Raw genomic sequence first — 16502 nt, 5'->3', positions numbered from 1 at the left:
GCAGTTCACTGCAGGCCGGAACCATATCCCTCTATTGAGGGATGCACAGGCAAAGCTAAGTCGTTTAGAATGCTTCTGGTTTCCAGTGTGTTGCGGCGAGGGGGGAAAAGATGGACCTCAATACCATCGAGCATGTGCAACAGCCGGGTGCACGGGGCGAGATTCCCCCCTTTTCTCCGGGAGATGCCTTTGTCGGCGGCGGCACCTGGCTCTTTTCCGAACCACAGCCCCATCTGCGACGGCTGGTGGATCTGTCCACCCTCGGCTGGGAGCCGCTGCGTGTCAGCCCGGAGGGGCTGGAGATTGCCGCCACCTGCACCCTGGCGGAGCTGAATGCGGCGAACCTGCCCGCCGAATGGCCCGCGGCGCATTTGCTGGCGGACTGCTGCCGCTGCCTCATGGGCTCGTTCAAGGTGTGGAACATGGCCACCGTGGGCGGCAATTTGTGCATGTCGCTCCCCGCCGGCCCCATGATCTCGCTGTCCGCCGGGCTGGAGGCCACCTGCCTCCTCTGGGCGCCGGACGGGACAGACCGTCGCGTCTCTCTGTTCGATTTCATCACCGGCCCCCGGCAGAATGCCCTGCGGCCCGGCGAGATCCTGCGCAGCATCCACATTCCCGCCGCCGTGCTTGCCCGCAGCGCCGAGATGCGCCGCGCCTCGCTCACGCGCCATGGCCGGTCGGCGGCGCTGCTCATCGGCACGCGGGACCGGACGAGTGGGGCCTTCACGCTGGCCGTCACCGCCTCGGTTCCCCGGCCGCTGCAATTCCATTTCCCCGAGGCGCCGGACGCGCAGACCCTGCGCGCCCGCCTGGAGGCGGGGATTCCGCCCGAAGGCTTCTATGACGACATTCACGGGGCCCCGGCCTGGCGGCGCCACATGACGGTCCGCATGGCGGAGGAAATCCGGAACGCGCTGTACGAGGGAGACCGGGCATGACCCTCACGATCAACGGACACCCCACCGACGCCGCGCCCCGTGCCGGCCAATGCCTGCGCACCTTCCTGCGGGACCAGGGCTGGTTCGGCGTGAAGAAGGGATGCGACACGGGCGATTGCGGCGCCTGCACCGTCCATGTGGACGGCGAGCCGGTTCATAGCTGCATCTTTCCCGCCTTCCGCGCCAAAGGGCGGGAAGTGCGCACCATCGAGGGGATGCGCGGCGCGGATGGCCTTCACCCCGTCCAGGAGGCGTTCATCGCCGCCCAGGGCTTCCAGTGCGGCTTCTGTACGCCCGGCATGGTCATGACCACGGCGGCCCTTACCCAGGGCCAGCGGGCGGACCTGCCCATCGCCCTGAAGGGCAATATCTGCCGCTGTAGCGGCTACCGCGCCGTCGAGGACGCGGTGCACGGCATCGCCCATACGGAGCAAGCCCCGCAGGACGCCCCCTCCTGCGGCGTCAGCCTGCCCGACCCGGCGAACCATGCGGTGGTGACGGGCGCCGTCCGCTACACAATGGACGTTCCGGTGGACGATGCGGCGCATCTGAAGATCCTGCGCTCGCCTCATCCGCACGCCCGCATCCGCGCCATCGATGCCAGTGGTGCGTATGACGTGCCCGGCGTCATCGCCGTGCTGACCCATGCGGATGCGCCCCAAGCCTGCTTCTCCTCGGCGCGCCACGAGGTCTCGAAGGACGACCCGGACGATTTGCGCATCCTGGACGACGTTGTGCGCTTCGTCGGCCAGCGCGTGGCGGCCGTGGTGGCTGAGAGCGAGGGCGCGGCGGAGGAAGGGTGCCGGCGCATCAAGGTGGATTACGAGATCCTGCCCGCCGTGTTCGATCCGGAAGCCGCCATGGCGCCCGGCGCGCCCATTCTCCACCACAAGGACCCCGCCACCTCTCGCATCGGGGCACCCGAGCGCAATGTGGTGGGGGAAGTCCACGGCATGCTGGGCGACGTGGAGGCAGGCTTTGCCGAGGCGGATGCCATCTATGAAGGCAATTATGCCTCCCAGCGCATCCAGCACGGCCATCTGGAAACCCTGGGGAGCATCGGCTGGCTGGAAGCGGACGGCACCCTCTCCCTGCGCACCTCGTCCCAGGTTCCGTTCCTGGTCCGCAACGCGCTGGCGGACGTGCTTTCGCTGGACCCCGCTTTGGTCCGCGTGGCCTGTGGGCGCGTGGGCGGCGGTTTCGGCGCCAAGCAGGAGATGCTCACCGAGGACATCGTCGCCCTCGCCGTGCTCAAGACCGGGCGCAAGGTGAAGCACGAATTCACCCGCGAGGAGCAGTTCACGGCCGCCACCTGCCGCCATCCGGTGCGCGTGCGGGTGATGCTCGGCGCCCGGCGCGACGGGACGCTCACCGCCATGCAGATCCGCGTGGTGAGCGATGCGGGGGCCTACGGCAATCACAGCGTCGGCACTCTGTTCCATGGCTGCAACGAGGTGCTGCAGCTCTATCGCTGCCCCAACAAGAAGGTGGACGGCTTTGCGGCCTACACCAACACCCTGCCCAGCGGCGCCTTCCGGGGCTATGGGCTGAGCCAGACCGTCTTCGCCATGGAATCGGCGCTGGACGAACTGGCGCGCACCATCGGTGTCGATCCGTTCGAGCTGCGGCGGCTCAATGTGGTGCGCCCGGGCGATGCCATGAGGGCCTATTCGGACCATCCCCACGACGTGGAATTCGGCAGCTACGGCCTGGACCAGTGCCTGGATCTCGTGGAAGCCGCTCTCGCCCGCGATGAGAGTGTGCCGCCGGACGGCGCGGAATGGGCCACCGGCCAGGGCATGGCGGCGGCCATGATCGACACCATTCCCCCGCGCGGCCATTTCTCGGATGCCCGCGTCCGGCTGACGGAGGACGGTGCGTTCGAGCTGACCGTGGGCACGGTGGAGTTCGGCAACGGCACCAGCACGGTGCATCGCCAGATCGCGGCCAGCGTGCTGGCCACGACGCCGGACAAGATCCGCCTCGTCCAGGGCGACACGACGCAGCTCGGCCATGATACCGGCGCCTTCGGCAGCACCGGCATCGTGGTGGCCGGCCTCGCCACGGAGCGTGCGGCCCGTGCCATGGCGGAGCGCCTCCTCGCCGAGGCGGCCGGGGCGGCGGGCGTCGCGCCCGAGGCCTGCCACCTGGAAGACGGCGCGGTGCGCGCGGGCGCCACGGCGGTGCCGCTTTCGGCCTTGGCCGCGCAGGCGGGTGGGACCATCACGGTGGAAGGGCATTCCACGGGATCGCCCCGCTCGGTAGCCTTCAATGTCCACGGTTTCAAGGTGGCGGTGAACCGCGGCACGGGGGAGTTGCGCATCCTCAAGAGCGTGCAGGCGGCCGATGCGGGCCGGGTGCTCAATCCCATGCAATGCCGTGGGCAGGTCGAAGGCGGGGTTGCCCAGGCATTGGGCGCCGCCATGAGCGAGAACCTGCGCATCGGCCCGGACGGCGTGGTGGAGACCCCCAACTTCCGCTCCTACCTGATGCCCCGGTTCGTGGACATCCCGCGCACCGAGGTGCTGTTCGCGGACACCTATGACCGGCTCGGGCCGTTCGGGGCGAAGTCCATGAGCGAAAGCCCTTTCAACCCGGTGGCCCCGGCGCTGGCCAATGCGGTGCGCGATGCCACCGGCGTGCGGCTGACCCACCCGCCCTTCGCGCCCGATACGGTCCATGCGGCGCTCGCAGCATCCGGCGCGGCTTGTGAATGACCTGATCCGCCCCGGTCTCTCACCGGGGCGGCGCGGTGCGGGTTTGCGGCGGCGCGTGCCACCGGTCCATCCATGAGGGCACGGCCGGTTGAACCGGCCTCAGGCGAGCTTCGGCCCCACCATGGCGAACACCGCGCCCTGCGGGTCCAGAGCCTGGAAGATGTGGACGCCGCCGGGCACTTCCATGGGCCCGTTGATGATGCGCCCGCCGCCGGCGATCACCCGCGCCTCGGCGAAGACGATGTCGTCGGTGGTGAAATAATAGGTCCAGAAGGAGACGGGCACGCCGGGCGGACGGGCCATCATGCCGCCCACGCCCTCGGAGCCGCCGCCATAGGTGAAGAGCTGGTAGGTGCCGAGCGGGCCCATGTCGATGGCCTGGTCCTTCGCCCAGCCATACTGGCCGGAATAGAAGGCGAAGGCGCGCTCGGGATCGGTGGCCAGCAGTTCGTGCCAGCCCACGAGGCCGGGACGCATGGCGGGGTTGCGGGGCGGCATTTCGCCGTCGCCCTGGAACAGCGCGAAGACCGCGCCCTCCGGGTCGGCGACGATCGCGAAGCGGCCGATGCCGGGAATGTCCTGCGGTGCGCGATAGACCTGCCCGCCGCCCGCGGCGACGGAGGCGGCGCCCGCATCCACGTCGTCCACGCCCACATAGCCGATCCAGGACGGCGGCGCGCCCATGGCGCGGGCGTTTTCCGGCAATTCCATGATGCCGGCGATATCGTCGCCGCCCGAGGAGAGCAGGGTGTAGGCCATGCCCGGCATACCGGCGTCGCGGGTCTGCCAGCCCACCGCGTCAGCATAGAAGCGGTTCGCGGCTTCCGTGTCCGTGGTCATCAGTTCGTACCAGACGAACGTTCCCTGCAGCTGTCCCATCTTCGATCCTCCCATCAAGAGTGTTTCAGCCTTTCAAGGAAATGCTGAAACACTCTATCTCTTTGAGTTTCCGCGTTTCCTTCACGCGAACCGCTTCACACTTCGCTCGGAAACGCTATCGCGCGAAAGCCCCGCAGCCTCGCGCATTCTGTTGACGGATGAATTACGGGACGCCGGCGCTCAGGGCGCCACGTCGGAGGGCGCCCCGCCGGAGGCCGCCTCGCGCGCCTGCTCGGCCTCATAGTCCGCCAGCAACGCCCGGTAGCGCAGGGTGGAGAGCGGGAGGAAGGCCAGATAGAGCACGGAGCAGACGGACAGGACGAGCCACGGATAGCTCGCCAGCAGGCCCGCGAACAAAGCGACCAGCACGAACAGCGGCAGCACCATGTCGCGCCGCACCTTCTTGCCCAGCGTCTTGCCGGACCATGCGGGCAGCTTGGAGATCATGAGCACGCCGATGGCGATGGTGTAGATCATGGCCAAAGGTGCGGTGGCCGAACCGTGCGGCACGCCCACAAGCTCCAGATAGACCGGCAGCAGCACCGTGATGGCCCCGGCAGGAGCGGGAATGCCGGTGAAGAAGTCGGCGGCGAAGGGCGGACGGTCGGGGTCGTCCAGCATCACATTGAAGCGCGCAAGGCGCAGTGCCGCGCAGATGGCGAACAGGAGCGCCGCGATCCAGCCCATGGAGCCGACCTCGTCCAGGCCCCACATGTAGAGAATGAGGGCGGGAACGCAGCCGAAATTCACGAAGTCCGCGAGGCTGTCCAACTCCGCGCCGAAGCGCGAGGTGCCCTTGAGCGCGCGGGCAAGCCGCCCGTCCACCCCGTCCAGGATGGCGGCGAAGACGATGGCGGCGAGCGCCAGCTCGAACCGGTCCTCCACCGCCATGCGCACGGCCGTGAGGCCGGAGCACAGGGCCAGCAGCGTGACGAGATTGGGAATGAGCACGCGCAGCGGAATGCGCCCGAAGGTGCCGAAGCGGGGCTTGCCCTCCGGATCGAACGGGGGAAAGAGCGGCGCCATGGGACCTCAGCTGACCCGGTAAGCGGTGTCGCGCCCGCCTTGGGCGGCGAAATCCGCAATCATGGTCTCGCCGGCCGTGGCGAGCTGGCCTTCGGCCACCAGAAGGCGCGTGCCCGGCGGCAGATAGATGTCCACCCGCGAGCCGAACCGGATCAGGCCGAAGCGCTCGCCCGCGCCCATCTCCTCGCCCTCGCGCACGAAGCACACGATGCGCCGGGCGATGAGACCCGCAATCTGCACGCAGCCCACCGGCCCGAAGGCGGTCTGGAAGATGAAGCCGTTGCGCTCATTGTCCTCGCTCGCCTTGTCCAGGTCCGCATTGAGGAAGATGCCCGGCTTGTAGGCGATGCGCGCCACGCGGCCGGTGACCGGCGCGCGGTTCACATGCACGTTGAACACGTTCATGAAGACCGAGACCCGCAGGAGCGGCGTGTCGGAGAGATCCAGCTCGCGCGGGGGGATCGCGAGGGTGATCTGCGAGATGACCCCGTCCGCGGGCGATACCACCAGACCCTCGCGGATGGGCGTGACGCGCTGGGGGTCGCGGAAGAACAAGGCGGTCCAGACCGTGAGGCCGAGCGCCAGCATCCCCCAGAAGGTGGACACCAGGAAAATGACCAGCGTGAGCACCGCCGCGATGGCGATGAACGGATAGCCTTCGCGATGGACGGGCGGAATGGTCTTGCGGATGCTGGCGAGGATGGACACACGCGGCTCCCTTTACGGAGCCCGATAGGTAGTGCGCCCCCGGCAAGGCGTCAAATCACGCTGTGGGCGGGCGCTCCTCACAGGATCTCGGTCCGGGGCAGGCTGTACTTGGCGTCGATCACCTCGAACCGCCCGGCGCGGTCATAGGTGTGGATGCCCTCGCACGGCTGCCCGGCAAAGGCCGGCACCGCATCGGGCCCCACTTCCAGGACCGGGGTCTCCGCATAGTCGTCGGGCGTCAGGCGGTCGATGCGGCAGAAACGTATGGCCCGCCCATAGGTGCCCGAGCAGTCCTGGGCGGGGCGGTAGAGCACCCCGTCCTGCTCCACGATGCGCCCGGCGCAGCGCGCGTCGCGCACATCGTTGGAGAGCGGGCTGGCGGGATGAAGGCGCCACTCCCCGGTGAGGCTGTCCGCCGTGAACAAATGCAGGGACGTGGCCTTGGTGCCGGGCGCGAGGAAGGTGGCGAAAAAATACCAGACGCCGTCCTTCAGGTAGGGCGTCGTGTCCACCACGGGTCCCCGGAACAGCACCTTCTCCTTCACCCAGCGGTGGGGGAACAGCTCGGCCCGGTAGAGCGCAACCTCGCCCGCCGCCATGCTCTCGGGGATCATGTAGAGCGCGCCGTCATGGGCGAAGACGAGCGGATAAGAGAGGTGGGAGCCGGTGGCGAGGCAGATGTCCGCCGTCTGCGGCACGCCGTCGGTGATGTCCATCACCGCGATGTCGCCGCGGTCGGCGGCATAGTCGTAATCCTCAAGGAAGAGGTAGGTGCGCCCCTCATGGACGAACAGCATGGGGTCGGCGTAGAAATGCCCCTTGGGGGCCGCGAAGAAGGCGAAGCGGGAAAGGTCCAAGGCCCCCGTGCCGGGCCGGACGGACGGCATGTCCACGTCCCGCCGCACGGCGGTCTGCCAATGCTGGATGCGGCGCCCCAGCCGCTCGGCCAGCTTGTCGCGCACCGCGCGCGCGAGCCAGCCCAGCACATCGCGGTTCTTCGGCTTCTTGTAGAGCTTTTGGCGGCCCGCATAGGGGGCGGGCGGCACGGCCTGGGCCTTCAGCGCCTCGAAGCCCTGCTCGTGCAACTGCTTCAGCTTCCAGATGAGGAAATAGGCCGATCCCCAGTATGGCCCCATGCGGGTGAGGTAGAGGGAGACGCCGCCCTCATTGGCATATTGCCCCTTCGCCAGGACGAGCCCGTCATCCAGCTTCTCGCTGAGGACCTGGAGGATCACGCCGGCGCGCGGATTGTCCTCCGTCATCTCCCAGAAATAAGGCGGGGAGCCGCGATAGAAATCATTGTCGCCGTGGTGGAAGGACCAGATGCCGTAGCGGGCGGCGGTGAGGATGTCGCCCTTCAGGATGTTGAATCCGAACCGCACGAAAACGTCGAGCTTCACCGCCCGGATGGCGTCCAGCGCCTCCGGCGGGAAGCGCTGCACATGGCCGCTAACGAGGGGCGCCACTGCAAGCTGGGGAATGCCGCGCAAGCGCTCGGAACAGTCCACGCGCCGGGTGGGGTCCTCGCCCGCGCGCCGGCTGCGCTTTTCGTCCAGCCGGAGATAGAGCGCATAGGCGATGGCGTGGCGAAGCTCGGGTGTGCGCAGGAATTTCAGTGCCCGGGCCGCGAGGGAGGCGGGCCGCGGCGCGGCGCCCGCGCCCCCGGCATTGCGCACCACAAGCACGATCTCGGCGAAGCTCGAGCGCTGGATGTCATCCACCATGGCCGCGAAGACGGCCGGTAATTCGGGGCCGTCAATCAGCAGGCCCACCCGCAGCTTGGGGGCGGGGGAGGCGGAGGCCAAGAAGAGATCGCCGGTCACGCGGCAGCCCTTGAATCCGGAGGTGCTCTGGTTTTTTGCTACCACGCTCCCGACGGCTCGGGCAACGTCCGGTTTGTTGCCGAACCTGCTGAAACCTCCCGCTTTTCCGACGCGCTCTCCTCTTCCCCAGCGGCACGCAGGCGCTCGCGTGCGTCGTCCGCTTCCCGCTGGCGCTGCCAGAGCGCGGCATAGACCCCGTTCAGCTCCAGAAGCTCGCCATGGGTTCCCTGCTCCGCGATCCGGCCCTTGGCGAGGACGATGATGCGGTCGGCATTCACCACGGTGGAGAGGCGGTGGGCGATGACCAAAGTGGTGCGCCCGCGCGAGACGCCGTCCAGGGCTTCCTGGATGTCCCGCTCCGTGTGGCTGTCCAGGGCCGAGGTGGCCTCGTCCAGAACCAGGATGGGCGGCGCCTTCAGGATGGTGCGGGCGATGGCGACCCGCTGCTTCTCGCCGCCGGAGAGCTTCAGCCCCCGCTCGCCCACCTCGGTCTGGTAGCCCTTGGGGGTGGCGCGGATGAAGGCGTCGATCTGCGCCAGCCCGGCGGCCGCCTCCACTTCCGCCTCGCTCGCGCCGAAGCGCCCATAGCGGATGTTGTAGGCGATGGTGTCGTTGAACAGCACCGTGTCTTGGGGAACCATGCCGATGGCGGCGCGCAGGCTGTCCTGCGTCACCGCCCGCAGGTCCTGCCCGTCAATGGTGATGCGCCCCGAGGAGACATCATAGAAGCGATAGAGCAGGCGCGAGAGGGTGCTCTTGCCCGCGCCGGAGGGGCCGACAATGGCCAATGTGCGCCCCGCCGGAACCTCGAAGGTGACGCCGCGCAGGATCTCGCGCCCCGGATCGTAGGAGAAGTGCACGTCCTCGAACCGCACCGTCCCGCCCGCCACCACCAGCGGCGCCGCGTCGGGGGCGTCCTCGATTTCGGGATCGCGGGCCAGCACGGTGAACATGGCCTCAATGTCGACGATGGCCTGCTTGATCTCGCGATAGATCATGCCGAGGAAGTTCAGCGGCTGGTACAGCTGGATCATCATGGCATTGACCATGACGAAGGCGCCGACGCTCTGGCGGCCGGAGCGCACGTCGAAGGCGGCCAACACCATGGTGGCGGTGAGGCCCAGGGTGAAGATCACCGCCTGCCCGGCATTGAGCCAGGCGAGCGAGGTGAAGGTGCGCACGGTGGCACTCTCATAGCGGGCCACCGACTTGTCGTAGCGCGCGCTTTCCCAGCGCTCCGCGCCGAAATACTTCACCGTCTCGTAGTTCAGGAGGCTGTCCACGGCCTTGGTGTTGGCCTCGGTGTCGCTCTCGTTCATGTCGCGGCGGATGGAGATGCGCCACTCGCTCGCGACATAGGTGAACCATGTGTAGAGCACCACCATGGTCACCACGACCGCCACGTAGCGCCAGTCGAAGGCGACGGCCAATACGACGAGCACCAGCACCAGTTCGACGATGGTGGGCGCGAGCTGGAGCATCAGCATGCGCACGATGGTCTCGATGCCCTCGCGCGCCCGCTCCAGAACGCGGGTGAGGCCGCCCGTCTTGCGCTCCAGATGGAAGCGCAAGGACAGAGCATGCATGTGGTCGAAGGTTTCCAGCGCCAGCTTGCGCACCGCATGGAGCGCCACCTGGGCGAACATGCCGTCGCGCAGCTGGGTGATGCCCGCCATCACGACGCGCGAGCCGCCATAGGCAAGCGTCAGCAGCACGGGGGCGGCCAGCAGCCAGGCGATCTCCGGGTCGCCCTGGTCGTCCGGCACATGGGCCAGCGCGTCGGTGGCCCATTTGAAGAAGAAGGGCACCGCCATGGTGGCGAGCTTGGCGAGGAACAGCAGCAGCAGGGTCGCCACCACGCGGCGGCGCAGGTCCGCGCGATCCTGCGGCCACAGATAGGGCCAGAGCGCGCGCACGGTCGCGAGCAGCGCGCCCCCGGCCGCCGAGACGGCCTTGAACGAACGCCGGGACGATCCCGGCCGGGTCATGTCGGACATGTCAAACGTGGGCCTTTTCGGGCTCGCATGCCGCATCGGGCGCGGGCGCATGCAAGGCGGAGAACAGAATGTCGAGATCCCGGCGTAGCGTGGCGAGCGCTTCCGCGTCGAGACAGTAGCAGGCGCGCCCCTTTTCCGTGCCCCCCCGGATCAGGCCCGCCTCCAGCAGAACCTTTATATGTTGCGAGACGGTGGACTGCGCCAGGGGCAGGCCCGCGACGATGGCGCCGCACTGACAGCCGTCCCCGCCCGCCAGCGTCACCAGCACCTTGAGCCGGGCGGGGTGGGAGAGCGCCTTCAGGCGATCGGCCAATTGGTGAAGAAGAGGTCCGTCCATCGTAAATCGCCGATAAACGATGGCCTTGTCACAATCAACCGATCTTCCGCGCGCCGTCATTGTTTCGTCGGCGGTCCCCGCCATGGTGGACGGCACGGAAAGATGGGGTCGCCCCCGTGACGCACTGCACAAAACTGCTACAGTGAGCGCCATGGCCTCGATTGAAAGTATCTGTGTCTATTGTGGCTCCTCGAAAGGTGCCGATCCCCTGTTCGCCGAGGATGCACGGCACTTCGGCACCCAACTCGCCCGCAACGGCATCCGCCTCGTCTATGGCGGCGGCGGCGTGGGCCTCATGGGGGAAGTGGCGACGGCGGTCGCCCTGAACGGCGGTCAGGTGACCGGCATCATCCCGCACTTCCTCATCTCACGCGAACGGGCGTTCGAGCACGACGCCGAGATGGTGGTGACGCAGGACATGCACGAGCGCAAGCGCCTCATGTTCGAGCGCGCCGATGCCTTCGTGGCGTTTCCCGGCGGCGTCGGCACGCTGGAGGAACTTGTGGAGCAGCTCACCTGGGCGCAGCTCGGGCGTCACCGCAAGCCGATCCTCATCGCCAACATTGCCGGCTTCTGGGACCCGCTGCTCTCGCTGCTGGATCACATGCGGGCCTCCGCCTTCATCGGCGGCGCGAACCCGGTGGAGATCCTTGTGGCGGATCATGTGGACGAGATCCTGCCGAAGCTGCGAACCGCCGCCGCGCGGGTTCCCGAGTCGGAACTGCGCGGCGCACAGCCCATGTTCGCCATCGACAAGATGTGAGGCGAGGGCTCAGCCAGCCCTCCCTGAATGCAGGGGAAGGGGGCAGGCCGCGCGCGGGCACGGCCGCCTCGTATCCTCAATAATAAGACGCGATCTTCGCCACTTCCTCGCGCGAGCCGAACACCAGCGGGATGCGCTGGTGCAGCTTCTGGGGCGTGATGTCGAGGATGCGGGTGGTGCCGTCCGTGGCCGCGCCCTGGGCCTGCTCGGTGATGAAGGCCACCGGATTGGCCTCGTAGATCAGCCGCAGGCGGCCATTCTCATAGCCCTTCCGCTTGTCGCCGGAATAGATGTAGACGCCGCCGCGCGTGAAGATGCGGAAGGCGTCGGCCACCATGGAGCCCACCCAGCGCATGTTGAAGTCCTTGGCGCGGGGGCCGTCCTTGCCCGCGAGGCAGTCCTCGATATAGCGCCGCATGGGCTCTTCCCAATGGCGCATGTTGGACTGGTTCACCCCGTATTCCTTGGTCGCCGCCGCAATCTCCACCGCCGCCTTGGCGAGGATGAAGTCACCGCTGGCGCGGTCCAGCGCGAACACCTGCGTGCCCGCGCCGAGCGTGGAGACCAGAACCGTGGACGGACCGTAGATGAGGAAGCCCGCCGCAAGCTGCGCGGAGCCCTTCTGCATCAGCGCCGCCGTCGGATCGGGGAAGCTCGCCGCGTCATAGGGCAGGACCGAATAGATGGTGCCCACCGACACGTTGGTGTCGATGTTGGAGGAGCCGTCCAGCGGATCCACGGCCACCACGAGGCTGCCGTCCGCATTGAGCGGGATGGGGGTCTCGCTCTCTTCCGAGCCGAGGAAGGCCACGGGGCCGCTCTTGAGCTTGGCGATGATCGCTTCCTCGGCGATCACGTCCAGTTCCTTCTGGGTGTCGCCGCCGGCATTCGCCTCGTCGCCGCGCACCTTGGCGAAGTGGTCGGCCAGGGGCCCCTGGGCCACCAGATCCGCGATGGCGATGCCCGCTTCCGCGATGCGCGACACCGCATCCGCCACCGCCAGCTTGCGAGGGTCCGTTCCGGCATAGTCACGCAGGAACGCCTGAAGGGTCACGCTCACGGATGCTTCTCCATCGGCCAATTTGCGCGTTCTTATGGCGTAACTGGGTCGATGCGTCGAGGGGCCGCTCAGCGGCTGCGCAGGATCTCGACGCCTACGTCGCCGAATACGCCGGTAATGGGCGCGCCTGGCTTGTGCACCACCACGCGCACCTGTTCCATGAGCTGGAAATGGTCCAGCAGGCGCGTGGCGATGCGCTCCGCCAGCGTCTCGATGAGCTGGACGAGGTCATCCTCCACCACCGCGCGCACATGCTCGTACACGTCCTGGTAGGAGACGGTCAGCGCGATGTCGTCGGCCCAGGCGGCGGGGCGGGTGTCGTGCCACCAGTCCACATCCACCACGAAGCGCTGGCCGATCACCTGCTCGGCCTTCTTGGCGCCGTGGCGGGCGTAGAATTGCAGGCCGCGCAGGAAGATGCGGTCGCGGCGGCCGGGCGCCGGCGCGGCGCTCGCTTCGGCATCTTCTGCCGCGAGGGCAATGGGGTCGGAAGGGTCCATCATGGCATCTGGCCGCCGGCAAAAAGGAAAGCTGGAATACCGTCGCCCCGTCGAGGCGATGGAAGGATCATGATCGTCCGCTCGGGTCTTCGAGCGCCGCCGCGCGGATGCTTCTCAGGCGCCACGCATCATCCCTCAGGCGTCCGGCGAGGGCAAACCGAGCCGCCCGCGCATCTCGGCGAGGCGCGCCTCCACCGCCACGCGCGTGGCTTCGGGTGTCGCGGCCTGGGCCTTGACCGTGCAGATGGGCGCGCCCCGGGGGATGACGCTGCCGGCCGCAAGCCGGTCGCCCACGTCCGCGGGCCAGTCGCCGGGCGGGATCATCACGTCCGCGTCCGCATAGAGGACGGCGGTGGCCGACACGCCCCGAGGGGTGGGAAGGGCTTTGGGCAGCTTGCCTCCGCAGGCAGCCAGATGCAGCGCCAGCAGCGGGGGAAGCGGGTCCACGTCCAGGATTTCCAGGCTGGAGCCGGGGCGGGGATTGATCTCCAGCAGCCACCAGCCGGAGGGGCCGATCACCACGTCGAAGGAGACGATGCCCACAAGGCCGCACACCTGGGCGATGGTCTGCGCGCCGCGAAGAATGGCGCCGCCATGTCCGCCCGGCAGGGCCACCGGGCCGAGCGCGCCGCCATAGCGGAACGGCTGGTCGGGGCTCGGCGCCGTCCATTGGCGCACCGCGCCCACCACGCGGGAATCCGTGCCGTTGCAGAGAAGGACGAGGGAATAGGTGTCGCCCTCCACCCGCGCCTGGAGATAGCGGCCCGGCGCAGGCGGGCTCACGTCCCCGGCCGCACGCGCACGCACATGGGAGCCGCCGAGGCCGCCGATCTGTTTCTCCACCAGGGCGGTTTCCTGCAGCGCGCCCGCAGGTGCCTCCAGCGTCACAGCCGGGAAGGGCACCCGCAGATGCCCGCACAGGGCGGAGAGCGCCAGCGGGTCCTTCAGCAGGCGCACCGTCTCGGCCATGTTGCCCAGGATGGGGTTGCGCTCGCCGATGCGCTGCATGAGCCCCGTGTCATGCTCGAACCCACCCCCCAGCACCACCGGCAGGCCCGGCGGGGAGAGGGAGGCGAGCGCCTGGAGCAGGTCGTCCCCGTCAAAGGCGAGGCCGCCTTTCTTGTGCACCCGCACGCAGCGGGCCGCATGGGCGCAGGTGTCGAGGTCCGCGAACAGGTCCAGCGCCAGCGCCGCCAGCCCCGCGCGCGAGGCGCTGGCGGCAAGCGGGCGGGCGGAAAGGGCGATGACGGCGAGGTCCATGGGTGTCTCCCGGCCGGAAAGACCGCGCCGGGGCGCGGCAAAGATCAGGCGGCGAGGGCCGCCTTGAGGCGTTCGGCATGCCCGGCGAGCACGGCCATGTCTTCCTTGATGCTGGCGGCGGGCTTCAGCGGCACGCCGTCCACCCGGGGAATGATGTGCATGTGCAGATGGTAGACTTCCTGTCCGCTGGCCGGCTCGCTGAACTGCATCAGCGTCACGCCGTCAGCCTCGAACGCGACGAGACCGGCCTTTGCCACCTTCTGCGCCACAACGGCCACGGCCGCGAGATCGTCGGGGGTGATGTCGAGCAGGTTCCGCGCGGGTGCCTTCGGGATCACCAATGTGTGGCCCGGCGCGCGGGGCATGATGTCCAGAAAGGCGAAAACCTTGTCGTCCTCATAGACCTTGAAGGCCGGGATTTCCCCTCGCAGGATCTTGGCGAAGATGTTCTGCGGGTCGTAGGCGGGCGTCAGCTTGTCGCTCATGGTGGCCTCTCCGGGTGCCTTCCCTTGTCGCATCGCAGGCGGGGCGCCGGGGGTCAAGTGCGACGGGCTATTGGTCGCGCTGGCCCTGCTCGCGCTGGCTCTGGGCGGAGGTGCCGCTGGTGGGTGCGCGGGGACCGCCGCGTGTCTCGCGCGCCTGGACTTCCTCCTTCACCGTCACGCCCATGCCCTTCAGCAGGGTGACGCCGGCCGCATCGAGGCCCACCGCCACCCGCACATAGCTGTCGGTGGCGCAGAGCGAGCGGCCGCAATCGAAGGCGACCCAGCCGATGCGCGGCACATAGGCCTCGGCCCATTCGCGGGCATGGCCGTTCCCATCCGCCTCGGCCACATAGCCGGAGACATGGCGGCTGGGGATGCCCAGAGACTGGGCGCAGGCGGTGAACAGATGGGTGATGCCGCCGGGGCAGCCGGCCTTGGCCTTGAGCACATCGGCCGCGCCCATTGCGGGGGCGGCCGGCGCGCGGGGGGCTTCCTTCACCTCCGCATGGATGATGCTCATGAGCGCGTGGAGGCGGCCGAGATCGTCGGTGGCGGCATCCAGGACCAGGCGGGCGAACTGCGCTACCTCGGGCGTCAGCGTGGTGAGGGGGGTTGGGCGCAGGAACAGGGTGGGCGGGAAGCGCTCCAGCGTCCCGCGCACGATGCCGGATGCGTCCTGGGTGTCTACCTCGCCGGAGGCGGTCAGGATGATCTCGTCGCCCGGTGCCTCCACGGTGAAGGTGTGGGTGAGGTTTCCGAAGGCATCCTCATGGGGATAGAGGCGGCAATCGGGCTCCACATCGAGCGACCAGCGCTGGACATATTGGCCGTCATGATTGCGCGGCGTGACGCGCAGGAGCGCGATGGCCGTGCGTGTGCCCGGCTCCAAGGCATGAACCAGTTTGTGTCGGACCCGTACGCGCATCGCTTCTTCTTCCAGGCGGCGATGGTCCGGGCGCGTCCGCGAAGGCGGGGCGCCCGGATCGTTGACCCCGGATTAGGGCTGAGTGGCGGCCGGCGCAACCTCCGCGCCGGAGCCTCAGGTGAGATATTGCTCCGTGATCTCCGCTCCGAGCTTGTTGTTGTCGGAGATGAATTCGGAAATGAATTCGTGCAGGCCGGTATGGAACACGTCGTCGATGGACTGGTTCGTGAGCCGCGCCCGGATGGAGCGGGCCAGCCGCTGGGACGGGCCCTGCCGGCCATAGGCGTCGGCGATGTCGTCCAGGGAATTGGCGAGGTTCTCGTAGCAGCTCGCCAGAGAGCGCGGCATGGCGCGGTTCAGGATCAGCAGATCCGCCACCAGCCAGGGCTTCACGGAGTCGCGGTAGACCCAGTGGAAGGCGGTGAGCGCGGACACCGAGCGCAGGATCGAGGCCCACTGGAAATAGTCCAGCGGCCCGCCCACCTGCTCCTCGTCCGGCAGCAGGACGTGATACTTCACGTCTAGGATACGAGCGGTATTGTCCGCACGCTCCATATGCACGCCGGTACGCGCGAACCAGAAGGCATCGTTGCGCAGCATGGTGCGGTGCATGGCACCGTCGAAGCGCAGCGAGGTCTCCTTCACGAAGGCGAGGAAGCGCGTCAGCTCCTCCCGGGTGAGCGCCCGGTCCGGAAAGCCGCGCAGCTCGATCCAGGAGGCGTTGATGGCGTCCCACATCTCGGAGGTCAGCGCGGTGCGCACCGAGCGCGCATTGGTGCGCGCCACCTCGAAGCAGTTGCGGATGGAGGTGGGGTTCTCCGGATCGAGGGCGAGGAAGGAGACCACGTTCTCCTCGGTCGCGTTCTCGATGGGGCCGTGCTTCTCGACGAAGGCGTCGGCACAGCCGGCGGTGAGCAGCACCGAGCTCCACTCATTGGTGGAGCCTCCATAGGTGACCGGCAGGTAGGAGAGACGCTGGGCCACGTCCAGGATGCGCGCGAGGCAGTCGGCGCGTTCCACGTAACGGGCCAGCCAGTAGATGTTATCGGCGGTACGGGAGAGCATTTTGGGGCTCGTGTGT

Annotated in this window: 15 protein-coding genes; 3 read left to right on the top strand and 12 right to left on the bottom strand. The window is 68.2% G+C overall.

The genetic code is table 11. From position 1 onward, the window contains the following. Positions 1–110: 110 nt before the first annotated feature. A complete protein-coding gene (locus tag EJJ38_RS10895; RefSeq protein ID WP_127090081.1) occupies positions 111–941 on the top strand; it encodes an FAD binding domain-containing protein in 831 nt (276 codons plus the stop codon). Further along, positions 938–3658: a molybdopterin-dependent oxidoreductase gene (locus EJJ38_RS10890; protein WP_127090080.1), complete on the top strand. Its 2721-nt coding sequence runs from the start codon at positions 938–940 to the stop codon at positions 3656–3658. Before EJJ38_RS10895 ends, EJJ38_RS10890 begins: the two co-directional genes overlap by 4 nt. Before the next feature lie 99 nt (positions 3659–3757). On the opposite strand, the gene EJJ38_RS10885 is transcribed toward EJJ38_RS10890, so the two are convergent. From EJJ38_RS10885 to EJJ38_RS10860, 6 genes are all read right to left on the bottom strand, one after another. Next, on the bottom strand, positions 3758–4528 hold the full coding sequence (locus tag EJJ38_RS10885; RefSeq protein ID WP_127090359.1) for a VOC family protein: 771 nt from the start codon (positions 4526–4528) through the stop codon (positions 3758–3760). Positions 4529–4717: 189 nt separating this feature from the next. Continuing rightward, complete coding sequence (pssA, locus tag EJJ38_RS10880) at positions 4718–5563, bottom strand: CDP-diacylglycerol--serine O-phosphatidyltransferase (protein WP_127090079.1); 846 nt, start codon at positions 5561–5563, stop codon at positions 4718–4720. A gap of 6 nt (positions 5564–5569) precedes the next feature. Then, positions 5570–6271 carry a phosphatidylserine decarboxylase gene (locus EJJ38_RS10875; RefSeq protein ID WP_127090078.1) on the bottom strand — a complete coding sequence of 234 codons (702 nt, stop codon included), beginning with the start codon at positions 6269–6271 and terminating at the stop codon, positions 5570–5572. A 77-nt stretch (positions 6272–6348) separates the two neighbouring features. Then, complete coding sequence (locus EJJ38_RS10870; RefSeq protein WP_127090077.1) at positions 6349–8094, bottom strand: glucosamine inositolphosphorylceramide transferase family protein; 1746 nt, start codon at positions 8092–8094, stop codon at positions 6349–6351. A gap of 38 nt (positions 8095–8132) precedes the next feature. After that, positions 8133–10082: an ABCB family ABC transporter ATP-binding protein/permease gene (locus EJJ38_RS10865; RefSeq protein WP_127090358.1), complete on the bottom strand. Its 1950-nt coding sequence runs from the start codon at positions 10080–10082 to the stop codon at positions 8133–8135. A 10-nt stretch (positions 10083–10092) separates the two neighbouring features. Next, positions 10093–10428 carry an ArsR/SmtB family transcription factor gene (locus EJJ38_RS10860; RefSeq protein WP_127090076.1) on the bottom strand — a complete coding sequence of 112 codons (336 nt, stop codon included), beginning with the start codon at positions 10426–10428 and terminating at the stop codon, positions 10093–10095. Between the two features lie 151 nt (positions 10429–10579). Between EJJ38_RS10860 and EJJ38_RS10855 the strand changes: the two genes are divergently transcribed. Then, entirely contained in the window at positions 10580–11191 is a 612-nt protein-coding gene (locus EJJ38_RS10855) for an LOG family protein (RefSeq protein ID WP_127090075.1), read from the top strand. 76 nt (positions 11192–11267) lie between these two features. Here the strand turns inward: EJJ38_RS10855 and EJJ38_RS10850 are convergent, their stop codons facing one another. The 6 genes from EJJ38_RS10850 to EJJ38_RS10825 all read right to left on the bottom strand — a co-directional run bounded on the left by EJJ38_RS10850 (position 11268) and on the right by EJJ38_RS10825 (position 16486). Then, positions 11268–12251, bottom strand: a complete 984-nt coding sequence (locus EJJ38_RS10850; RefSeq protein ID WP_127090074.1) for a class 1 fructose-bisphosphatase — start codon at positions 12249–12251, stop codon at positions 11268–11270. Between the two features lie 68 nt (positions 12252–12319). Next, entirely contained in the window at positions 12320–12754 is a 435-nt protein-coding gene (folB, locus tag EJJ38_RS10845) for a dihydroneopterin aldolase (protein WP_245454185.1), read from the bottom strand. A gap of 132 nt (positions 12755–12886) precedes the next feature. Beyond that, positions 12887–14011, bottom strand: a complete 1125-nt coding sequence (locus EJJ38_RS10840) for an ATP-grasp domain-containing protein (RefSeq protein ID WP_127090073.1) — start codon at positions 14009–14011, stop codon at positions 12887–12889. A 44-nt stretch (positions 14012–14055) separates the two neighbouring features. Continuing rightward, positions 14056–14496 carry an HIT family protein gene (locus EJJ38_RS10835; RefSeq protein WP_127090072.1) on the bottom strand — a complete coding sequence of 147 codons (441 nt, stop codon included), beginning with the start codon at positions 14494–14496 and terminating at the stop codon, positions 14056–14058. Between the two features lie 67 nt (positions 14497–14563). Then, positions 14564–15421, bottom strand: coding sequence for a transglutaminase-like domain-containing protein (locus EJJ38_RS10830; RefSeq protein WP_127090071.1), 858 nt, complete (start codon positions 15419–15421; stop codon positions 14564–14566). Positions 15422–15535: 114 nt separating this feature from the next. Then, a complete protein-coding gene (locus EJJ38_RS10825) occupies positions 15536–16486 on the bottom strand; it encodes an alpha-E domain-containing protein (RefSeq protein WP_127090070.1) in 951 nt (316 codons plus the stop codon). Positions 16487–16502: the final 16 nt, after the last annotated feature.

Origin of the sequence: Aquabacter cavernae (assembly GCF_003993795.1) — a bacterium.
Classification (GTDB): Bacteria; Pseudomonadota; Alphaproteobacteria; order Rhizobiales; family Xanthobacteraceae; genus Aquabacter; species Aquabacter cavernae.
The sequence above is the reverse complement of the archived record's forward strand: the minus strand, read 5'-3'. Positions and strand labels throughout refer to the sequence as shown.

Excerpts from the sequence above, each read along its gene's own strand:
- EJJ38_RS10895 (WP_127090081.1), top strand. The coding sequence starts at position 111 with ATGGACCTCAATACCATCGAGCATGTGCAACAGCCGGGTGCACGGGGC.
- EJJ38_RS10890 (WP_127090080.1), top strand. The coding sequence starts at position 938 with ATGACCCTCACGATCAACGGACACCCCACCGACGCCGCGCCCCGTGCC.
- pssA (WP_127090079.1), bottom strand. The coding sequence starts at position 5,563 with ATGGCGCCGCTCTTTCCCCCGTTCGATCCGGAGGGCAAGCCCCGCTTC.
- EJJ38_RS10865 (WP_127090358.1), bottom strand. The coding sequence starts at position 10,082 with ATGACCCGGCCGGGATCGTCCCGGCGTTCGTTCAAGGCCGTCTCGGCG.
- EJJ38_RS10860 (WP_127090076.1), bottom strand. The coding sequence starts at position 10,428 with ATGGACGGACCTCTTCTTCACCAATTGGCCGATCGCCTGAAGGCGCTC.
- EJJ38_RS10855 (WP_127090075.1), top strand. The coding sequence starts at position 10,580 with ATGGCCTCGATTGAAAGTATCTGTGTCTATTGTGGCTCCTCGAAAGGT.
- folB (WP_245454185.1), bottom strand. The coding sequence starts at position 12,754 with ATGATGGACCCTTCCGACCCCATTGCCCTCGCGGCAGAAGATGCCGAA.
- EJJ38_RS10840 (WP_127090073.1), bottom strand. The coding sequence starts at position 14,011 with ATGGACCTCGCCGTCATCGCCCTTTCCGCCCGCCCGCTTGCCGCCAGC.
- EJJ38_RS10835 (WP_127090072.1), bottom strand. The coding sequence starts at position 14,496 with ATGAGCGACAAGCTGACGCCCGCCTACGACCCGCAGAACATCTTCGCC.
- EJJ38_RS10830 (WP_127090071.1), bottom strand. The coding sequence starts at position 15,421 with ATGCGCGTACGGGTCCGACACAAACTGGTTCATGCCTTGGAGCCGGGC.
- EJJ38_RS10825 (WP_127090070.1), bottom strand. The coding sequence starts at position 16,486 with ATGCTCTCCCGTACCGCCGATAACATCTACTGGCTGGCCCGTTACGTG.